The organism is Delftia tsuruhatensis NBRC 16741 (genome assembly GCF_001571325.1).
In the GTDB taxonomy this organism is placed as follows: domain Bacteria; phylum Pseudomonadota; class Gammaproteobacteria; order Burkholderiales; family Burkholderiaceae_C; genus Comamonas; species Comamonas tsuruhatensis.
Genome location: NZ_BCTO01000004.1, coordinates 95,078 through 114,486, shown reverse-complemented (window position 1 = coordinate 114,486; position 19,409 = coordinate 95,078). Strand labels below are relative to the sequence as shown.

Below are 19,409 nucleotides of genomic sequence, written 5' to 3'. Positions count from 1 at the left end.
CTGCGGCGCCCTTCCCCGTGCGGGTGCTTAGCTGAAAACCTCGTCGCGCGCACCGCCTTCCAGGTGCTGCACATCGCCCCAGCCGACCAGGCCCAGGCCCTGGGGCGTCCACAGCAGGCGGTTGATGGCCGCGTTGCCCAGCGCCCAGGTGCGTGGTGCCTGCACTTCCTGGTGCGTGGCCAGGCGGTAGAGCACATCCATCACGCCGCCATGCGCCACGATCACGATCTGCTCGCCTGCGTGGCGGCCGGCCAGGCGGTTCACCGTGGCCGAGATGCGGTCGCGCAGCATCAGCAGCGACTCGCCGCCGCCTGCGGGCACGAACTCGGGATCGCGCTTGCGCCAGCGCAGCGCGTCCTCCGGGTGGGACGCCTCGATATCGTTGAAGGTCTGGCCCTCGAAGCTGCCGAAGCAGCGTTCGCGCAGGCCCTTGTCGGCCGTCAGCGTCGCGCCCGTGGTCGCGGCCACGGCCTCGGCCGTGGCGTAGGCACGCAGCAGATCGCTGCTGTAGATGGCGGCCACCGGCTCGCCCGCCAGGGCCTTGCCGGCCTGGGCGGCCTGCCACAGGCCCAGGTCGTTGAGAGGAATGTCCAGATGGCCCTGGATGCGGGCGTCCACATTCCAGGCGGTTTCTCCGTGGCGGATGGCAATGATGCGCGTGGCTTGCATGAGGGGCTGGCGTGGGGTGCTGCAAAAAGGAGCAGGCATTGTCCCGCAAGCCAGGCAAGCCTGCATCGCGCGCCGCCGTTGAAACTGGCGCGGCCCCACTCAGGGACGCAGAGCAAGAGCCGCCTCGCGGCGGGGGCGCCCAGCCGAAGGTGTCGTCCCCCTCCGCGAAGCGAGAAGGGGGAAGCGGCGCAGCCGCTCAGGGGGTCAGATCAGCGATTTAGCGTTGTCCAGCACGAAGTCGCAGGCCTTTTCCTTGAGGTCGCCCTTGAGCTTGTCGATGCTGAAGCTCTTGCCGTTGGAGCCGGTGACCAGGCCGCCCAGGCCGTTCTGGAATCCCGTGTCCTTGGGCTCTTCCTGCTTTTGCATGCCCAGCTTGCCCAGCAACTGGTCCTTGACCTGGGCCGCCTTGTCGGCATTGAGGTAGTTGTTCTTCATGCAGTAGGAGATGACGCCTGCCGCATTGCCGGCCGTGGCCGAGGGGCTCAGGCCCAGGGCGGACAGCGCGCCCGCACCGCCTGCGCCCGCACCCAGCATGCCGCCGAGGCCGGAGCCGGTGCCTTCGCTGCTGGCGGCGGCCTTGTCACCGCCAAGGCCCGAGGCCTGGCGCAGCGAGTCGCCCAGGCCCGACGCCTGGGCAGGCAGGGCGCCCAGGCCCAGCATGGCGCACAGCAGTGCGCTGGCAATGGATGTCTTCATGGATGCTTCCTTTCCGCGGAAACCCGCAGGCTCGATACAGGGTCTGAAATTAGCACGCCGTGCGGCGCAGACCTGTGCCCGATTGCAAACCTTTGCCAGAGCAGGCCGTTTTGGTCTTTCGCGTTTTCACTAGCTGTCAAAGCCGTTGGCCTGTCCATGATGGCCGCACACCATTGGCGGGCCGCGGCGGCAGTCTTGTTATTTGGAAATGGCTTTTAAGTATAAAAATCAATTCAACAAGCTGAAAAAGTTATTTAAAGTGGGGCGCACCTATATGGCCCGCTTCTTGCGGCGCCCGGGCTGCTGCGTCGCATGGCCGCCGCCTTTCCAATCAATCCACAGGGGAGCAGACAAATGATCATGAAGATTCTGGGCAGTTCTTTGCTGGCCGCAGGCCTGTTGACCTCGGCCGCGCTGGCCCAGGCCGAGACCGTGCGCTGGGCGCGCGGCTCCGATCCGACTTCGCTGGACCCGCATGCCTTCAACGTGGGCACCAATTTCGTGCTGCTGCACCAGATCTACGAAACCCTGGTCATCCGCTCGGCCGACGGCAAGCTGGTGCCCACGCTGGCCACCTCGTGGAAGATGACCTCCGACCCGTCGGTCTGGGAGTTCAAGCTGCGCCCCAACGTCAAGTTCCATGACGGCACGCCGTTCACGGCGCGCGACGTGGTTTTCTCGCTGAACCGCGCCAAGGGCGAGAACGCCCAGGTCAAGTCCCTGCTGTCCTCGATGGAGGAGGCCAAGGCCGTTGACGATCTCACGGTGCAGGTGAAGACCAAGGGCCCGAACCTGATCTTCCCCGACAACCTGACCAATCTCTTCATCATGAGCGAGAAGTGGTCCAAGGCCAACGGCGCCGAGACCACGCAGGACACGGCCAGCAAGACCGAGAACGGCGCCACGCGCGCGGCCAACGGCACGGGCGCCTATGTGCTGGCCAGCCGCGAGGTCGATTCGAAGACGGTGATGAAGCTCAACCCCGACTATTGGGGCAAGGGCCAGTTCCCGCTGCAGGTGACCGAGCTGGTCTACCTGCCCATCAAGTCCCCGGCCACGCGCGTGGCGGCCCTGCTGTCGGGCGAGGTGGACTTCGCCCAGGACATTCCCGCGCAGGACGTGGCGCGCCTGAAGCAGGACAAGCGCCTGCGCATCAATGAAGGCCCCGAGAACCGCTCCATCTTCCTGGGCCTGAACGTGGGTGCGGCCGAGCTCAAGAGCAGCAACGTCAAGGGCAAGAATCCGCTGGCCGATCCCAAGGTGCGCCAGGCCATCGAGCTGGCCATCGACCGCGATGCGATCAAGCGCTCGGTGATGCGCGGCCTGTCGATTCCCACGGGCGTAATCGCGCCGTCGTTCGTCAACGGGTACGACAAGGCCTTTGCGGCCTATCCCAAGGCGGATGCCGCCAAGGCCAAGCAACTGCTGGCCGAGGCGGGCTACCCCAACGGCTTCACCATCACGCTGAACACGCCCAACGACCGCTATGTGAACGACGAGGCCATCGCCACGGCGGTGGCCGGTTTCCTGGGCCGCATCGGCATCAAGACCGAAGTCTCGGCCCGGCCGATCGCCATGCACAGCGTCTCGCTGACCAAGGCGGACAGCGACTTCTACCTGTACGGCTGGGGCGTGCCCACCTACGACTCGGCCTACATCTTCGACTTCCTGGTGCATACGCGCGGCAAGGACAGCCGGGGTGCGCAAAATGCCACGCACTACAGCAATGCCGATGTGGATGCCAAGATCCTGTCCCTGTCCTCGGAGAGCGACAAGGCAAAGCGCGATGCCACCATCAAGAGCATCTGGGAGACCGTGCAAAAGGAGCGCTTCTACATTGCGCTGCATGACCAGGTGATCCACTTCGCGTCCGTGCCCCGGCTCAATGTGCCCGTGCACCCGGACAACGCGCTGCACTTCAAGTTCGTCAAGTTCGAGAAGAAGTAAGCGCCGATGCTGGTCCATCTGCTGCGCCGGCTGGGCCAGTCCGCCCTGGTCCTGCTGGCCGTCTCCTTTGTCTCGTTCATGGTGTTCCGCCATATCGGCGATCCCACGATCAGCCTGCTGGGCGAGGACGCGACGGTTGCCGAGCGCGAGGCGCTGACGGAAAGCCTGGGCTTCAACAAGCCCGTGCCGCTGCAGTACCTGGCTTACGTGGGCAAGGTGCTGCAGGGCGACCTGGGCATCTCCTACCGGCTCAAGCGCCCCGTGACCGAGATCATTGCCGAGCGCCTGCCCGCCACGCTGGAGCTGGCGATGACGGCGGCGCTGTTCGCCCTGGTCATCGGCGTGGCGCTGGGCGTGTACACGGCCATACGGCGCGAGGGATGGCTGAGCCGCTCGATCATGACGGTGTCGCTGGTGGGCGTGTCCCTGCCCACCTTCCTGATCGGCATCGCCCTGATCTACCTGTTTGCCGTGGAGCTGCGCTGGCTGCCGTCCTTCGGGCGCGGCGAGACGGTGAAGCTGGGCGGCTGGGAGACCGGGCTGCTGACGGCTTCGGGCTGGTCGGCGCTGATCCTGCCGGCCATCACGCTGGGCTTCTACAACATGACGCTGATCATGCGCCTGGTGCGCGCCGAGATGCTGGAGGTGCTGCGCGCCGACTACATGCGCTTCGGCCGCGCGCGCGGGCTGCGCGAGCGCGACCTGTACTTCGGCCATGCGCTGCGCAATACCCTGATTCCCGTGATCACCATCGCGGGCCTGCAGATCGGCTCGCTGATCGCCTTTGCCATCGTCACCGAGACCGTGTTCCAGTGGCCCGGCGTGGGCCTGCTGTTCATCTCCTCCATCCAGGGCGTGGACGTGCCGCTGATCGCCGCCTACCTGATGTTCATCGCGCTGCTGTACGTGGGCATCAACCTGCTCGTCGATTTCCTGTACGTGATCGTGGACCCCCGCTTGAGAAACCGATGACCGATTCCGCCAAACAAGCAATCCCTCCCACGGGCTGGCGCGCCAGCGACTCGCCGGTCAAGCGCGCGTTTGCACGCTCGCGCCTGGTGCAGGCGGCGGCGCTGGTGCTGGCGCTGATCGTGGCGGCCACGCTGCTGTCGCCCTGGCTGGCCTGGCAGAACCCCTTCGATCCGGCCAATCTGGACCTGATGGATGCCTTCACGCCGCCGGGCCAGGCGGGCACCAGCGGCACGCTGTACGCGCTGGGCTCGGACGACCAGGGCCGCGATGTCTGGAGCGCCATCCTCTACGGGCTGCGCATGTCGGTGCTGGTGGGCGTGTCGGCCGTGGGGCTGTCCCTGCTGATCGGCGTGCCGCTGGGCCTGGTCTGCGGCTATGCGGGCGGCTGGTTCGACACGCTGATGATGCGCATCGCCGATGTGCAGCTGACCTTTCCCGTGATCCTGGTGGCGCTGCTGGTCTTCGGCATCGCACGCGGCCTGCTGCCCGAGGGCTACCGCGACGACATGGCGGTCTTCGTGATCATCGTGGCCATCGGCCTGTCCGACTGGGTGCAGTACGCACGCACCGTGCGCGGCGCGGTGATGGTGGAAAAGCACAAGGACTACGTGCTGGCCGCCCAGCTCATAGGCCGCAGCCGCGTGGCCATCCTGGTGCGCCACATCCTGCCCAACCTGCTGGCGCCCATCCTGGTGATCGCCACCATCAGCTTCGCGCATGCCATCGTGGCCGAGTCCACGCTGTCCTACCTGGGCGTGGGCCTGCCGCCCACCCAGCCTTCGCTGGGCACGCTGATCCGCATCGGCCAGGGCTTCCTGTTCTCGGGCGAGTGGTGGATATTGCTGTTCCCCTCGCTGGTGCTGCTGGCGCTGGCGCTGTCCGTCAACCTCGTCGGCGACTGGCTGCGCGACGCACTGAACCCCAAGCTGCAATGAGCACGACACAACAATCCGGGCAGCCCCCCGCACAGCCTGCGGTGCTGAGCGTTCGCGGCCTGTCCGTCACCTTCGACACCTACAAGGGCCCCGTGCAGGTGCTGGACGATGTGTCCTTCGACATTGCGCCCGGCGAGATCCTGGGCGTGGTCGGCGAGTCTGGCGCGGGCAAGTCCATGACGGGCGCCGCCGTGATCGGCCTGATCGAGCCGCCGGGCCGCATCTCGGCCGGCACGGTGCAGTTGCGCGGCGAGCGCATCGACACGCTGCGCGGCGAGGACCTGCGGCGCATACGCGGCCGGCGCATAGGCTCCATCTTCCAGGACCCGCTGACCAGCCTGAACCCGGTCTATACCGTGGGCCGGCACCTGGTGGAGACCATCCGCACGCACCTGCCCGTCTCCGAGAAGGAAGCCGAGGCACGCGCGCTGGCCCTGCTCGAAGAGGTGGAGATCCCGCAGGCGCGCGAGCGCATGGCCCAGTATCCGCACCAGTTCTCGGGCGGCATGCGCCAGCGCGTGGCCATTGCCCTGGCGCTGTGCGCCGAGCCCGAACTCATCATTGCCGACGAGCCCACCACGGCGCTGGACGTGTCCGTGCAGGCGCAGATCATTGCCCTGCTGCGCCGCGTGTGCAAGGAGCGCGGCGCGGCCGCCATGCTGATCACGCACGACATGGGCGTCATCGCCGAGACGGCCGACCGCGTCATGGTCATGTACCAGGGCCGCGTGCTGGAAACCGGCCCCGTGCGCCAGGTGCTGGACGCGCCGCAGCAGCCCTACACCCAGGTGCTGATGGGCGCCATTCCCAGCGTGCACCACCGCGTGCAGCGCCTGCCCGTGCCAGAGGTGGGCGGCGGCCCTGCCGCGCCCGCCGTGCCCTGGCAGCCCGGGGCCGGTGCGCAGGAGCCCGCGGCTGCCCTGCTGGAGGTCAGGGATCTGTGCAAGGAGTTCGACCTGTCCAGCGGCTGGCTGGCCCGTCTGCTGGCGCGCGAGGACAAAAAGATCCTCAAGGCCGTGGACGGCGTCGGCTTTTCGATCCGCAGGGGCTCCACCTTCGGCCTGGTCGGCGAGTCCGGTTCGGGCAAATCCACGGTGGCGCGCATGGTGGCCGGGCTGACGCCCCCGACCAGCGGCACCGTGCTGTTCGACGGCGTGGACAAGTGGAGCCCGGCCGCCCAGACCGTGGCCATGCGCCGGCGCTTCCAGATGATCTTCCAGGACCCGTATGCCAGCCTGAACCCGCGCTGGACCGTGCAGGAGCTGATTGCCGAACCCCTGCAGGTGCTGGCCCTCACGGCCGGCAAGGACGAGACGGCCGAGCGCGTGCAGGAGGCGCTGCGCCGCGTGCGCATGAAGCCCGACGATGCGCGCAAGTACCCGCACCAGTTCTCGGGCGGGCAGCGCCAGCGCATCGCCATCGCGCGTGCCCTGGCCAGCCGGCCCGAATTCATCATCTGCGACGAACCCACCTCGGCGCTGGACGTCTCGGTCCAGGCCCAGGTGCTCAACCTCATGCGCGACCTGCAGGAGGAGTTCGGCCTGACCTACCTGCTGATCAGCCACAACCTGGCCGTGATCCGCCACATGTGCGACGACATCGGCGTCATGCAGCGCGGCCGACTGGTCGAGACCGGCGAGGCTGGCGCCGTGCTCGATGCGCCGCAGCATCCGTACACGCGCGCGCTGATGGCTGCCGTGCCTGATATGGAGCATGTGCACTGAGCAAAGTGCACTGTCATGGCCTGGCGTTCAGGTCGCGGCAACGACCCGCACGTCGAACCGGACCTGAAGCCAGTTCTTGATGGCGGCAAAGATCGCGGCAAGATTGTCCATGCTGGGGTTGCCTTTCGGCGAAAGCATGCGGTGCAGGCTCTTGCTCGGCTTGTGCGTGAGGTCGGCCAGCGTCTCGAATCCCACCGTTGCGTTGACGAGATCGCGCAGGACGAGGCGTGCCGTTTCTGGCTCACCGCTCAGAAAAAGAGTGGCCGCCTCATCAAGCAGCGCCTGTGCGAAAGCAGGGTCGCGCTCAATGCGCTGAATGACCGTTTGTTTGAAATCGCGGGTGAGCGTCATGGCTTCGTTCCTTTTTTGGCATTGTCCGAGGGGCGTTGCCTCTTGCGAGCCTTGTATTCGCTGTGCAGGGCCACGGCTTCGTCGATGGCCTTCTGCTGGCCCTTTTTCGTGCTGCCCCCGAACAGGATGATCAATCTTTCCCCGTCCTTGGCGAGATAGATGCGGTAGCCCGGGCCCCAGTCGATCTTGTATTCGCCAATACCCCGGAACCATTCGATATTGGAGGTGTTGCCCAACTCCATGCGGGCCATGGCGACGGCCACCTTGGCGGCCGCCTGGCCATCCAGCCCGTTGAACCATGTCTGGTACGCGCTGCTGCCGTCTTCGCGGACGTACTCCTGGAGCTGGATTCGCATGGATTGGATGGTAACTTATGAGTTACCAACGTTGCAAGGCGCTGTCCACATGACCTACAGCGTTCTCATGTTCCCAGGAACGAATGACAGCGATGGACCCAAAAAAGGCCTGCGGATGCAGGCCTTTGCTTCTGAGACACGATGGCTCACCGGGCGGGTGCTGGCGTGGCCGGTGCTGCCTGGGCCGGCTGCTGCGCTGGCGCGCCACCCTGCTGCACCGGCCCGATGGTGGTGCGCACCACGCGCGAGCCCTTGGGCGGGTTGGGGAAGCCGGTGAGCGCGGCGTCGAACAGGATGCCGAAGATGGCCGGGTCGTCGGTCCACACATCCTGGCGCTGGGCCGAGGTCTCGTAGACGATCTGCTGCGTGGTGGCGTTGCGCATCACGATGCTGACGGCGCGGTAGTACTCCAGCGGCGGGCCGTCGAACATGAAGCTGCCGCCAAAGCCCATGCCCCAGCCGCGCCCGTAGCCCACGCCCCAACCCCAGCGCGGGCCGCCCCAGCGGTCGTAGTAGGGCCAGGCGGCGTAGTCGCGCGCATAGCGTGCGTCGGCGCCGATCTGCACGATCAGGCTGGCCCGGGAGTCGTCGCGCTGCAGGCCCACGCGGCCCAGGGCCTGCTGGGCCTGGGATTCGATGGCAGCGAAATGCGTCTGCGCCTCGCGTTGCGAGGGCAGGACCTCCAGGCGATAGGTGGGCGGCGCGGGCAGGGCGCCCAGCGTGGAATAGCTCTGGACGGTGCTCTGGACTTCGCGCACGCTGGCGCAGCCGGTGAGCAAGGCCGTGGCCACGATGGCCAGGACATGGATGCAGCGCAGCTTCATGGTGTACTCCTTGGTCGAAAAAAGGCCCGTTTGCACGGGCCTTGGTTGGAGTGGGGCGATTGTTATAGGTTCAGCCGTCAGGACGACAGTTGTACCACCTGCAGGCCGGGCAGCGATGCGGACACTGGCATCTCTTCATGGTCGAAGGCCATGTCGCCGTTGGGGTCGGCAATGCCGGTGGCCTTGGCGTTCTTGAAGTCGTGCAGCTCGGGATCCATCATGTGCGTGGTCACGATGTGGCCCATGGCGCGGAACATGCTTTCCACGCGGCCCGGGAATTTCTTGTCCCATTCGCGCAGCAGCTCGCCCACGGCCACGCGCTGCAGGCCGTCCTGGCTGCCGCAGAGGTTGCAGGGGATGATGGGGAAGTTCTGGTACTGGGCCCAGCGCACGGTGTCCTTCTCGGGCACGTAGCACAGCGGGCGGATCACCACATGCTTGCCGTCGTCCGAGACCAGCTTCGGGGGCATGCCCTTCATGCGGCCGCCGTAGAACATGTTGAGCATCAGCGTCTGCACGATGTCGTCGCGGTGGTGGCCCAGGGCCACCTTGGTGCAGCCCAGCTCGTCGGCCACCTTGTACAGGATGGCGCGGCGCAGGCGAGAGCACAGGCCGCAGGTGGTCTTGCCCTCGGGCACGACGCGCTTGACCACGCTGTAGGTGTCCTGCGTTTCGATGTGGTAGTCCACGCCGATGCTCTTGAAGTACTCGGGCAGCACATGGTCGGGAAAGCCGGGCTGCTTCTGGTCGAGGTTCACGGCCACCAGCTCGAATTTGACGGGCGCGCGCTTTTGCAGCTTGCGCAGCACGTCCAGCATCGTGTAGCTGTCCTTGCCGCCCGACATGCAGACCATGATCTTGTCGCCTTCCTCGATCATGTTGAAGTCGGTGATGGCGCGGCCCACCTCGCGGCACAGGCGCTTTTCGAGCTTGATCTGCTCGCGTTCGATCTTGATGCGGTTGCCGCCTGCGGTGTCTGCGGGGGCGTCGGCGGCGGCTTCTTCGGCCAGCCAGGGGTTGTCGGTCACTGCGTTCATGGGGTTCACCATTGTCCTGTCTCGACGCGAATGGCCACTTCGCAGTCGTCAAAAATTTCGAGCTTGGCGATCTTCACGCGCACGCCCATCACGCCGGGCAGCTGCATCAGGCGCTGGGCCAGCTTGCCGATCAGGCTCTCCAGCAGGTTCACATGCTCGGCCGTGCATTCATCGATGATGATCTGGCGCACCTTGCGGTAGTCCAGCACATGCAGGATGTCGTCGTCGCGCGGAGCCAGCGGCTGCGTGCCCAGGCTCAGCTCGGCATCGACCTGGATGGGCTGGGGCATCTGTTTTTCGTGGGCGAGGATGCCCAGGTTGGCGTCGAAACGCAAACCCGTGAGCGTCAGGATCTGTTGTCCGGTGGCGGAGTTCATGGGGAAAAGCCGTGGAGTGTGGGGATGGGCGCGGGCAGGCGCCTACATCATGGAAAAGTCGCGCTCGAAGCGCTGCAGGTGCTGGCCGCCATCGACCAGCAGCGTGGTGCCCGTGATGGACTGGTTGTCCAGCGCAAAGCACACGGTGGCGGCCACGTCGGCCGCGCTGGACGAGCGGCCCAGCGGGCTGAGGCGGTGCAGGGCCTCGAAGCGCTCCTGGCTCAGCATGTGGCTGGTCAGCGTCAGGCCCGGGGCCACGCCGACCACGCGCACGCGCGGCGCCAGGGCCAGCGCCAGCATGGTGCCTGCGGCCTCAAGCGCTGCCTTGGACAGCGTGTAGCTGAGGAAATCGGGGTTCTGGTTCCAGAGCTTCTGGTCCAGCATGTTGATCACGGCGCCGCTGGCATGCTCCTCGCCGGCCGCCACGCGGTCCTCGATATGGGCATGCAGCGCCTGGGCCAGCAGGATGGGCGCGCCGGTGTTGCTGCGCAGGTGGGCTTCCAGGGCCACGTAGCTGAAGCTGCCGGCGTCGTCATGCTCGAACAGGGAGGCGTTGTTGACCACGGCGTCCAGGTGGCCGAAGTGCGCAACGGCACGCGGCACCAGGGAGCGCACCGAGTCCTCGTTGAAGAAATCGGCATCCAGGGCGGCGCTGTCGCCGGCCAGTTCAGCGCAGGTGGCGGCCGTCTCCAGCGCCTCGTCGTGGGAATCGCGGTAGTGCACGGCCACCTGCCAGCCGGCGCTGGCAAGCGCGAGCGCGATGTCGCGCCCCAGGCGGCGGGCCGCGCCGGTCACCAAAACTGTGCGTGTTCGGGCAGGTGTGGACATTCGAGGACAATGTACGGATCGTGACGACAGAACCCTCAATTTTAACGGCCGCCCTGCAAACCCGTATTGCGCAAGAGATTGCGTCCTCGGGCGGATGGCTGGCTTTCGACCGTTTCATGGCCCTGGCGCTGTACGAGCCGGGCCTGGGCTACTACGCCAATGACACCGCCAAGTTCGGGCTGATGCCATCGTCGGGCAGCGATTTCGTGACCGCGCCCGAGATGTCCCCTGTCTTCGGCCAGCTGCTGGCCGCCCAGGTGGCCGAGGCGCTGCAGCGCACGCACACCCGCGAAGTCTGGGAGTTTGGTGCCGGCACGGGCGCGCTGGCGCTGCAGGTGCTGGACGAGCTGGCGGCCCTGGGCGTGCGGCCGGACCGCTACACCATCTTCGACCTGTCGGGCACGCTGCGTGCGCGACAGCAGCTCAGGCTGGTGAAGTACGAAAGCCTGGTGCACTGGGCCGATGCCCTGCCCGATAGGCTCGAAGGCGTGGTCATCGGCAACGAGGTGCTGGATGCCATGCCCGTGCAACTGCTGGTGCGCAAGGCAGGTGTCTGGCACGAGCGCGGCGTGGTGCTGCAGCCGGACGGCAGCCTGGGCTGGGAAGACAGGCCCACGCCACTGCGCCCGCCGATGGACATTGAGGGCGAGCACGACTACCTGACCGAAATCCACCCGCAGGGCGAGGCCTTCATTCGCACGCTGGGCGAGCGCATGGCGCGCGGCGCGGCATTTTTCATCGACTACGGCTTTGGCGAATCCGAGTATTTCCACCCGCAGCGCCACATGGGCACCCTGGTGTGCCACCGGCTGCACAAGGTGGACGACGATCCGCTGGCCGATGTCGGCCTCAAGGACATCACGGCCCATGTGAACTTCACGGGCACGGCCGTGGCCGCGCAGGAGGCCGGCTTCGAGGTGCTGGGCTATACCTCGCAGGCCCATTTCCTCATCAACTGCGGCCTGGGCCCCAAGCTCGACGCACTGGCCCAGGGCCCGCGCGCCATGGCCACCAAGCTGATGATGGAGCACGAGATGGGCGAGCTGTTCAAGGTCATCGGCCTGGCCAAGGGCGTGGAGCCCTGGGACGCCATGGGCTTTGTGCGCGGCGACCGCACGCACCGCCTGTAGCGGGCCGGGACCCGCCTGCCTCAGCGCTGGACGCTGCGGCCGTTGCTGACGTCGTGGACCGTCTGGTCCTTGAGGTTGATGCGGTAGATCTCGCGCGTGACGTTGCCAGAGAAGCCCAGCTCCACGATGGACAGGTTCTCGAACGTGGTCGTGAGGCCGCCGGGCAGGATGCGGTTCAGGCGCGCGGCCGTCTCGCCCATGGCGCGCTCGATCTCGGGCGTGAAGGTGGCTTCGCTGTAGACCAGGGTGTTGTGCGGGTTGTGGCTGCGCACCTCCTTGCCGGCCTGCATCTGGTTGATGCCGCTGACACCCACGCTTTGCACCATGGCCTTGGCCGAGTCGTTCATGCGGGCATAGACGGGTCCTGTCACGCGCGGCAGCGGGCCGTCGCGCAGCGGCGCCATGGCGGCGGTGGCGCGGGTGTTGAAGTCCATCATGGCCTCGTAGGCCGGGCCCGACTTGACGATGCCCAGGTCCAGCCACCAGGGCTTGCCGGCCCCCTTGGCGGCCTCGGTGGTGTAGAAATTCTTCAGGTGAACGTCCTGCAGCACGGGCGGCAGCGCCGGCAGGGCCGCCAGCATCTTGCGCGGCGTGGAGGGATCGGCGCTGTGGATATGCACCACGGTGACATGGGGCAGGTTGAAGGTGTTGGCCTCGGCCACCAGCTTCAGGCGCAGCAACTGCTCGTGCACCACGGGTGCGACCTGGCTGTCCAGGATGGCCGTGGCATCGGCAGGCAGGCGGTAGACCAGGCCATAGGTGGCCTGGTGCGCGCGGAAGTCGCTGCGCTGCAGGGCGCTGTTGTCGATGGCGCCGGGTCGGGCTGCCGGCGCAGGTGCGCTGGCGCAGGCGGTCATCAGCAAGGCGGCGGGCAGGGCTGCGGCAAGAAGAAGGCGGCGGTTGCGTTGCATGGCGAATTCGTGGTGGTCGGCCTGGAGGCGATGAAGAGGGGGGGGGGGACAGCGGCAATGTAGGCAGTCCATATGTCGTGTGCATGACGCGGTGTACTCTGTATGGCCCGGTCCCGCGCCGCCGTACACTCGGCGCCATGATCCGCTGGCTCCTCGTCATCTTTCTGGCCCTGCTGCTGTTCAATGGCCTGCACGCCTGGCTGGAACGCATAGGCCTGGGCCGCCTGCCGGGCGACTTCCGCTTTCGCCTGTTCGGCCGCGTGATTTTTCTGCCCATTGCCAGCACCGTGTTGCTCAGCGTGATTGCCGCCCTGATCGCCAAGCTGGTCTGAGCATGGCTTGAAGCATGGGCGCAGCGCCCGTATATGCATGCAATTGCCCCCATGACTCGCCAACAAGAGGCCGCCCATGTCCGACAAGCTGCATTTCGTCTGCCCCCATTGCCACACCACCAACCGCATTGCGGTCGATCAGCTGGGTAGCGCGCCTGATTGCGGCAACTGCCATCAACTGCTGGTCACCGGCCAGCCCGTGGCGCTGGATGCGCAGAGCTTCGCCAGGCATGTGGGGCGCAGCCAGGTGCCCGTGGTGGTCGATTTCTGGGCCCCCTGGTGCGGCCCCTGCCGCATGATGGCGCCTGCCTTCGAGCAGGCGGCTCAGGCGCTGGCGCCCGGCGTGCAACTGGCCAAGCTCGATACCGAGGCGCACCCCCACGCTGCCGCGCCCTGGAACATCCGCAGCATCCCGACCATGGTGGTGTTCAAGGAAGGACGCGAGATCGCCCGTGTCTCCGGCGCGCTGCCTGCCGGCGAGATCGTGCGCTGGGTGCGCTCGGTCGTCTGATGGTTGCCGGGCCACAAGGACCGGGCGCCTTCAGGCCCTTCCTCAGGCCTGCACTTCACCCGGCAGATAGAAGCAATAGCCGCTGTTGCGCAGCGTCTTGACAGGCAGCTGCTGGCCGCTGGCCTCTTGCACCTTGCGCCTCAGCCGGCGCATCTGGGTGTCCAGGCGGCGCTGGTCGTAGACCAGATAGTCTCCACCCAGCGCCTGCACGATCTGGCGGCGGCTGACGCTGGTCCCTGCCTTGCCCATCAGGCAGTGCAGCACCAGCAGGTCCTGGTGTGACAGCGCCACAGGGGGCGAAGCGGGGGGCTGCAGGCGGCTGGGGCCAAGCTGCAGCAGCCACGGCGCCTGGCGCTGCTGCAGGCCCAGGCGCCGCACCAGGGCGGCCAGGGTGGCTTCCAGCTCGTCGAGATCGCAGCCTTTGCCCAGGTAGTGGTCGGCGCCGATCTCCAGGCCGTCGATGCGGTTGGCGCTGCTGTTGAGCGCGCTGAAGACGATGATGCCCAGTTGCTGGCCCTGCTGGCGCAGGCGCTGGATCAGCGCCAGGCCGTTGCCGTCGGGCAGGCCGATGTCGATGATGGCCAGCCGGTGGCGCCGCGCATCGAAATGGCGGTCGAACTCCTGCAGGCTGGCCACGCACTGCGGTGCATAGCCCAGGGATTCGAGGAACTCGCCCAGTTCATGGCGCAGCACGGGCTCGTCTTCGAGCAGGATCACATCAAGCATGGACTGGGAGGAGGGCAGGCGGGTGACAGCGCAGACAGCTGGTGTACGCTGGCGGCCCCGTGGTGGACTTCAGATGCGATATTACCGTGCAACCCTCATCGTGCTGGCCTGGCTGCTGTGCCCACTGCTGCTCCAGGCCCGGACCCTCGTGCTGGACCCCGATGTGCCCATGCAGGAGACCGCAGGGCAGTGGCAGCGGCTCGATGACGCTTCGGGCCTGCTCGATGTCCGGCAGGCCGACCTGGCGCCCGGGTGGAAGGCGATGCCAGGGCACCTGAACGCCAGTTTCACGCAGGCGGCGGTCTGGCTGCGCATGCCGCTGCAGGTGGAGCAGCCCGGCAGCTGGATGCTGTTGCTGGGCAATGCCCTGCTCGATGAGGTGGAGGTCCATGTGCGCCGGCCTGGCGGCCCCTGGCAGCTGCTGGGGCGCAGCGGCGAAGAGATTCCGCGTCACGCCTGGCCGGTGGACTACCGCAGTCCCGCATTCCAGTTCGAACCTGCTGCCGCCGGGTCATACGAGTTGCTGGTGCGCCTGCGTGCGCGCAACGCGCTCGTCACCCGTATCGATCTGTGGCAGCGACTGGCGTTCGACAACCATACGCGGCGCGAGGCCCTCTCGTTCGGCCTGTACTTCGGGCTGTACCTGCTGTTGATTGGCGTGCAACTGGTGTTCTGGCTGGGCACGCGGGCTCCGGTGAGCGGCCTGTTTCTGGCCTATCTCAGCGTCTGCGTGCTCAATGAGGTGGTATCGCTGGGGCTGGTGCAGCAGTTGACGGGCCTGCCGGGTTTCTGGAGCGACCGCCTGCTGGGATGCGGCATTGCCGGCGCCCTGGCGATCTCCATGCAACTGGCCTGCAGGCAGTTGGAGCTGGCATCGCTGTATCCGCGGCTGGTGCGCCAGATCGTGCCGCTGCTGTGGCTGTTCAGCCTGTGCTGCATGCTGTTGGTGGTGTCGGGGCACTACTCGGCGGGCATGGTCCCGGTGCAGGCCATGACCCTGCCGCTGACCGTGGGCTTTCTCGCATTCGCCCTTTGGCTGTGGCGGCGCGGCCACGCCCCGGCACGGTTCTTCATGCTGGCGTTCGGCATCTTCTATGCCGGCGTGCTGATCTCTTTCCTGCGCAACCTGGGCTGGCTGCCCATGAACGCGCTGACCGCGCTGGTGTCCACGCATGCGTCCGCGCTGGGCACCATGGCGCACATGCTGCTGCTCAGTGGCTGGATCATCGGCGGATACGAGCGCAGGCGCCGCATTCGAGAGCGCGAGCAGGTCCGGCTGGAGGCGGAACTGCGGCAGCGACAGTTGCGCGAAAGCGAACTCAGCGAGGCGCTGGCGCTGGAGCGCAGGGTGCGCCAGGAGCAGCGCGACTTTGTCGCCATGGTCTCGCACGAGCTGCGCACGCCGCTGGCCATCATCCTGACCAGTGCGCAGCAACTGGCGCGCAACCTGGCGGCACCGCCCGACAAGACGCTGGCACGCAGCCGCAACATCCGCGAAGCCGCCCAGCGCCTGCTGGCCCTGGTGGACGACTGCCTGGCCGACGACCGCATGGCCGATCCCCAGCCCCATGCCGAGCCACGCCTGCAGCCCTGCGACCTGCATGCGCTGGTGGATGGCTTGTGCCTGGACTTTGCGCCCGGCCGCATCGTCTGCCAACTGGGCGGGGGCACGCAGCAATTGATCACCGATGCCGGCCTGCTGCGCATCGCGCTGCGCAATCTGCTGGCCAATGCAGACCGCCACACGCCCGAGGGCGAATCGGTCCGCCTGGACGTGACCAGGCAGGGCGAGGGTCTGGAGATCCAGGTCTCGAATCCGGCAGAGCCCATTGCCCAGGCGGACCAGGACCAGTTGTTCGAAAGGTATTACCGTGGCCGCAACGCCCAGCACCGGCCCGGCGCCGGGCTGGGGCTGTACCTGGTGCGGCGCATCGCCGAGCGGCTGGGCGGCAGCGTGGCCTTGTTGACGGCAGGAGGCGAGCAGCCCGTGTGTCTGCGACTGGTCCTGCCCGTGGCGCGAGCCTGATTCCCGTGTGTAGCGGCCTTTGCGCTCAGGCCGCCTGCGCCAGCCAATCTGCCACGGCCTGTGCGCGCGCCGCCTGCACGGCTTCGCCGATGGCCTTGCCCTGCTTGCCGCGCGCAGCGGCCTGGGCCGCGATGTCCGAGGTGGAGATGGACAGCGCGGCAGCCAGCGCATCGCGCAGGCGGGCGCGCTGGGGGTAGGGCCGGTCCTCGAAACCCAGGCGCCCCCGCGCGTCGCATTCACAGGCCGCAAGGGCCTGTTCGAAGCGCGCGGGCTTGCGGATGGCGTCGCAGCGCTCCAGCAGGCGGACGATGGCGGCGCCGTTGAGTTCGCCGCTGCGGTGGATGTTGCCGTGCTCGCGCGCCACCACGTCGCCCAGTTCGCGGCAGTCCGTGGGCACGCGCAGACGCTCGCCCACTTTCTCGGCCAGCCGGGCGCTGCGCTGCTCATGGCCTATGTGGCGCGGCAGCACATCGGCCGGCGTCGTTCCCTTGCCCAGGTCGTGCACCAAGCAGGCGTATCGCACGGGCAGGGGGGCGTCGAGCTGTGCGGCCATGTCCAGCACCATCATGGCGTGCACGCCGGTATCGACCTCGGGGTGGTACTCGGCGCGCTGGGGCACGCCCCACAGCCGCTCCAGCTCGGGCAGCAGCACGGCCAGCGCACCGCACTCGCGCAGCAGCTCGAACATGCGCGAGGGACGGCGCTCCATCAGGCCACGGCTGATCTCCTGCCACACGCGCTCGGGCACCAGGGCATCCACCTCGCCGGCGGCCACCATCTCCTGCATCAGAGCCATGGTTTCCGGCGCCACCGTGAATTCGTGGAAACGTGCCGCGAAGCGCGCCACGCGCAGGATGCGCACCGGGTCTTCGCGGAAGGCCCCGGTCACATGGCGCAGCACCCGGGCCTGAAGATCGGCCTGGCCGTGGTAGGGATCGGTGATGGCACTTTCACCATCCCAGTCCGCAGGAGCGGCCATGGCATTGATGGTCAGGTCGCGCCGGGCCAGATCCTGCTCCAGCGTGACATCGGGCGCCGCCTGCACGACGAAACCCCGGTACCCCAGGCCGCTCTTGCGCTCGGTACGCGCCAGCGCGTATTCCTCGTGCGTCTCGGGATGGAGGAAGACCGGGAAGTCCCGCCCCACAGGCAGAAAGCCGCGCGCGGACATTTGTTCGGGCGTGGCGCCGACCACCACCCAGTCGCGGTCATGCACGGCCCGCCCCAAAAGACGGTCGCGCACCGCGCCGCCCACCATGTACACCTGAAATTCGCTCATGCCGCAATGGTAGGGCCTGGGCAGTGACATGATGGCAGGCGTGCCTCCACGCACCGATGGAGTGCCGAGCGCATGCATTCTTTCGGATTCTTTCTGGAGACACACTCAAGCAGCGCCAGCCGGACGGCCGCTGCACTGGCTCCGCAACCGCGGCATTGCGCAGGCCGCGCCCACCCCAGCGCAGCAGTGCTCCGACTTTTGCTGGTGCGCCGCTCAGCCGGCCGCAGGCGCGCTGCGGTAGGGTTCCTCGAACGGCCGGAAATCGTGCTCGGCCAGTGCGCCCTGCACCCAGTCCTGCACGCCCGGCAAGGCGCGCACGCGGCGCACGTAGGCGTCGATGGCCGGGGCCAGCGGCAGCTCGTAGGTCGTCAGGCGCATGCACACGGGCGCGAAAAAGGCATCGACGATGCTGAACTGGTCATACAGCATGGGGCCGCTGGCCGTGGACAGCAGCGGCTGCCACAGCTCGGACAGGTGCTGGACATCGTCGCGCAGGTCCGCGCGCTCGGCCCACAGCCGCGCGCCGACCTCGGGCAGCTGGGCCTCGATGTTCATGGGGCACAGCGAGCGCAGCGCGCCGAAGCCGCTGTGCATCTCGGCACAGAGGCTGCGCGCGCGGGCGCGGTTCAGGGCCAGGGTCGGCCACAGGTGTTTTTCAGGGAATTTCTCGGCCAGGTACTCGCAGATGGCCAGGCTGTCCCAGATGGCCATGCCTTCGTCCATGAGCACGGGCACGCGGCCCGAGGGAGACAGCGCGCGGGCGCGCTGCTTGAAGGCGGACTGCTCGTCGAAGCTGTCAAAGCGCAGCATGACTTCTTCGAAAGCAATGCCGGCCTGGCGCATCAGCACCCAGGGGCGCATGGACCAGGATGAGTAATTCTTGTTGCCGATATAGAGCGTGAGCATGGCCGCAACCTCCGCGATAGGCCCTACAGCTTAGCAAGCATGGCAGGAAAACCCATGTAGGAGCCGGGCGCTGCCTGGGCGCGCTCTAATGCGTGCCATGCAAAACGATAGCTCTTCCCCCCAGGCGCCAGCGGGGCGCCACACGGCTGCGCTGGTCCTGTTTTCCGGCGGCCAGGATTCGACCACCTGCCTGGCGCAGGCACTGTCGCTGTACGAGCGCGTCGAGACCCTGGGTTTCGACTACGGCCAGCGCCACAGCGTGGAAATGCAGGTGCGCCAGCAGGTGCGCGAGCGGCTGGCCAGGGACTTTCCCCAATGGGCACCGCGCCTGGGCGATGACCATGTCCTCTCGCTGGACGTGCTGCAACAGATCGGCGGCTCCTCCCTGACCGAAGACGTGGCCTTCGCCATGCAGGCCGACGGCCTGCCCAACACCTTCGTGCCCGGCCGCAACCTGCTGTTCCTGACCCTGGCCGGCGCGCTGGCCTACCGTCGCGGCCTGTCGGTCATCGTCACCGGCGTCTGCGAGACCGACTACTCCGGCTACCCCGACTGCCGTGACGACACCATGAAGGCCATGCAGCTCGCCCTGAACCTGGGCCTGGAGCGGCGCCTGCGCATCGAAACCCCGCTCATGTGGATAGACAAGGCCCAGACCTGGCAAATGGCCCACGACCTGGGGGGCGACACCCTGGTGGACCTCATCCAGCGCGACACCCACACCTGCTACCAGGGCACGCGCGAGACGCTGCACGACTGGGGCTACGGCTGCGGAACCTGCCCCGCCTGCGACCTGCGAGCCCGCGGCTGGCATCAATGGCAGGCGCAGCGCGAGACAGCAAACTAAAGAAGCACAGCGCTAGAAACCGGCG

General features: G+C 67.2%; 21 protein-coding genes. 9 read left to right on the top strand and 12 right to left on the bottom strand.

The genetic code is table 11. The annotated features are described in order from the left end of the window. Nucleotides 1–27 precede the first annotated feature (27 nt). Both DTS01S_RS00815 and DTS01S_RS00810 read right to left on the bottom strand, forming a co-directional pair. Complete coding sequence (locus DTS01S_RS00815; RefSeq protein WP_017406433.1) at nucleotides 28–669, bottom strand: histidine phosphatase family protein; 642 nt, start codon at nucleotides 667–669, stop codon at nucleotides 28–30. A gap of 204 nt (nucleotides 670–873) precedes the next feature. Next, nucleotides 874–1,365 (bottom strand): DUF2501 domain-containing protein, encoded by a 492-nt coding sequence (locus DTS01S_RS00810; protein WP_017406434.1) that lies wholly within the window; start codon nucleotides 1,363–1,365, stop codon nucleotides 874–876. A gap of 354 nt (nucleotides 1,366–1,719) precedes the next feature. Between DTS01S_RS00810 and DTS01S_RS00805 the strand changes: the two genes are divergently transcribed. The 4 genes from DTS01S_RS00805 to DTS01S_RS00790 are packed head-to-tail and all read left to right on the top strand — an operon-like array spanning nucleotide 1,720 to nucleotide 6,943. Continuing rightward, on the top strand, nucleotides 1,720–3,312 hold the full coding sequence (locus DTS01S_RS00805) for an ABC transporter substrate-binding protein (protein WP_016446523.1): 1,593 nt from the start codon (nucleotides 1,720–1,722) through the stop codon (nucleotides 3,310–3,312). Between the two features lie 6 nt (nucleotides 3,313–3,318). Then, the gene (locus tag DTS01S_RS00800; protein WP_016446522.1) at nucleotides 3,319–4,284 is read left to right on the top strand and encodes an ABC transporter permease; all 966 of its coding nucleotides are present in this window, start codon (nucleotides 3,319–3,321) and stop codon (nucleotides 4,282–4,284) included. After that, nucleotides 4,281–5,219 (top strand): ABC transporter permease, encoded by a 939-nt coding sequence (locus tag DTS01S_RS00795; RefSeq protein WP_012203172.1) that lies wholly within the window; start codon nucleotides 4,281–4,283, stop codon nucleotides 5,217–5,219. The genes DTS01S_RS00800 and DTS01S_RS00795 overlap by 4 nt, the downstream gene beginning before the upstream one ends. Then, nucleotides 5,216–6,943 (top strand): dipeptide ABC transporter ATP-binding protein, encoded by a 1,728-nt coding sequence (locus DTS01S_RS00790; RefSeq protein ID WP_061287157.1) that lies wholly within the window; start codon nucleotides 5,216–5,218, stop codon nucleotides 6,941–6,943. The genes DTS01S_RS00795 and DTS01S_RS00790 overlap by 4 nt, the downstream gene beginning before the upstream one ends. A gap of 27 nt (nucleotides 6,944–6,970) precedes the next feature. On the opposite strand, the gene DTS01S_RS00785 is transcribed toward DTS01S_RS00790, so the two are convergent. The 6 genes from DTS01S_RS00785 to DTS01S_RS00760 form a co-directional block, all read right to left on the bottom strand. After that, nucleotides 6,971–7,294 carry a helix-turn-helix domain-containing transcriptional regulator gene (locus DTS01S_RS00785; protein ID WP_012203174.1) on the bottom strand — a complete coding sequence of 108 codons (324 nt, stop codon included), beginning with the start codon at nucleotides 7,292–7,294 and terminating at the stop codon, nucleotides 6,971–6,973. Beyond that, entirely contained in the window at nucleotides 7,291–7,650 is a 360-nt protein-coding gene (locus DTS01S_RS00780; protein WP_061287156.1) for a type II toxin-antitoxin system RelE/ParE family toxin, read from the bottom strand. Before DTS01S_RS00780 ends, DTS01S_RS00785 begins: the two co-directional genes overlap by 4 nt. A gap of 146 nt (nucleotides 7,651–7,796) precedes the next feature. Next, nucleotides 7,797–8,474, bottom strand: a complete 678-nt coding sequence (locus DTS01S_RS00775; RefSeq protein WP_061287155.1) for a DUF4136 domain-containing protein — start codon at nucleotides 8,472–8,474, stop codon at nucleotides 7,797–7,799. Nucleotides 8,475–8,551: 77 nt separating this feature from the next. Further along, complete coding sequence (ttcA, locus tag DTS01S_RS00770) at nucleotides 8,552–9,523, bottom strand: tRNA 2-thiocytidine(32) synthetase TtcA (protein WP_016446517.1); 972 nt, start codon at nucleotides 9,521–9,523, stop codon at nucleotides 8,552–8,554. After that, on the bottom strand, nucleotides 9,517–9,888 hold the full coding sequence (locus DTS01S_RS00765) for a dihydroneopterin aldolase (RefSeq protein ID WP_016446516.1): 372 nt from the start codon (nucleotides 9,886–9,888) through the stop codon (nucleotides 9,517–9,519). Before DTS01S_RS00765 ends, ttcA begins: the two co-directional genes overlap by 7 nt. Before the next feature lie 42 nt (nucleotides 9,889–9,930). Next, nucleotides 9,931–10,716 (bottom strand): SDR family oxidoreductase, encoded by a 786-nt coding sequence (locus DTS01S_RS00760; RefSeq protein WP_026062653.1) that lies wholly within the window; start codon nucleotides 10,714–10,716, stop codon nucleotides 9,931–9,933. Between the two features lie 116 nt (nucleotides 10,717–10,832). Here DTS01S_RS00760 and DTS01S_RS00755 point away from each other — a divergent pair, with 116 nt between their 5' ends. Further along, nucleotides 10,833–11,846, top strand: a complete 1,014-nt coding sequence (locus DTS01S_RS00755; RefSeq protein WP_061287154.1) for a class I SAM-dependent methyltransferase — start codon at nucleotides 10,833–10,835, stop codon at nucleotides 11,844–11,846. A gap of 20 nt (nucleotides 11,847–11,866) precedes the next feature. Here the strand turns inward: DTS01S_RS00755 and DTS01S_RS00750 are convergent, their stop codons facing one another. Then, complete coding sequence (locus DTS01S_RS00750) at nucleotides 11,867–12,757, bottom strand: hypothetical protein (protein WP_061287153.1); 891 nt, start codon at nucleotides 12,755–12,757, stop codon at nucleotides 11,867–11,869. Between the two features lie 137 nt (nucleotides 12,758–12,894). On the opposite strand from DTS01S_RS00750, the gene DTS01S_RS00745 reads away from it, so the two are divergent. Together DTS01S_RS00745 and trxC are read left to right on the top strand one after the other, a co-directional pair. Beyond that, on the top strand, nucleotides 12,895–13,089 hold the full coding sequence (locus tag DTS01S_RS00745; protein WP_012203183.1) for a DUF2905 domain-containing protein: 195 nt from the start codon (nucleotides 12,895–12,897) through the stop codon (nucleotides 13,087–13,089). 76 nt (nucleotides 13,090–13,165) lie between these two features. Further along, nucleotides 13,166–13,600 carry a thioredoxin TrxC gene (trxC, locus tag DTS01S_RS00740; protein WP_061287152.1) on the top strand — a complete coding sequence of 145 codons (435 nt, stop codon included), beginning with the start codon at nucleotides 13,166–13,168 and terminating at the stop codon, nucleotides 13,598–13,600. A 42-nt stretch (nucleotides 13,601–13,642) separates the two neighbouring features. Here trxC and DTS01S_RS00735 read toward each other — a convergent pair whose 3' ends face one another. Continuing rightward, the gene (locus tag DTS01S_RS00735) at nucleotides 13,643–14,326 is read right to left on the bottom strand and encodes a response regulator transcription factor (RefSeq protein WP_016451856.1); all 684 of its coding nucleotides are present in this window, start codon (nucleotides 14,324–14,326) and stop codon (nucleotides 13,643–13,645) included. Between the two features lie 73 nt (nucleotides 14,327–14,399). On the opposite strand from DTS01S_RS00735, the gene DTS01S_RS00730 reads away from it, so the two are divergent. After that, on the top strand, nucleotides 14,400–16,352 hold the full coding sequence (locus DTS01S_RS00730) for a sensor histidine kinase (protein ID WP_061287151.1): 1,953 nt from the start codon (nucleotides 14,400–14,402) through the stop codon (nucleotides 16,350–16,352). Nucleotides 16,353–16,377: 25 nt separating this feature from the next. Here DTS01S_RS00730 and DTS01S_RS00725 read toward each other — a convergent pair whose 3' ends face one another. Both DTS01S_RS00725 and DTS01S_RS00720 read right to left on the bottom strand, forming a co-directional pair. Then, nucleotides 16,378–17,631 (bottom strand): multifunctional CCA addition/repair protein, encoded by a 1,254-nt coding sequence (locus tag DTS01S_RS00725; RefSeq protein WP_061287184.1) that lies wholly within the window; start codon nucleotides 17,629–17,631, stop codon nucleotides 16,378–16,380. A 213-nt stretch (nucleotides 17,632–17,844) separates the two neighbouring features. Further along, complete coding sequence (locus DTS01S_RS00720; protein ID WP_016446508.1) at nucleotides 17,845–18,537, bottom strand: glutathione S-transferase family protein; 693 nt, start codon at nucleotides 18,535–18,537, stop codon at nucleotides 17,845–17,847. A gap of 88 nt (nucleotides 18,538–18,625) precedes the next feature. On the opposite strand from DTS01S_RS00720, the gene queC reads away from it, so the two are divergent. After that, a complete protein-coding gene (queC, locus tag DTS01S_RS00715) occupies nucleotides 18,626–19,384 on the top strand; it encodes a 7-cyano-7-deazaguanine synthase QueC (RefSeq protein ID WP_061287150.1) in 759 nt (252 codons plus the stop codon). Nucleotides 19,385–19,409 lie beyond the last annotated feature (25 nt).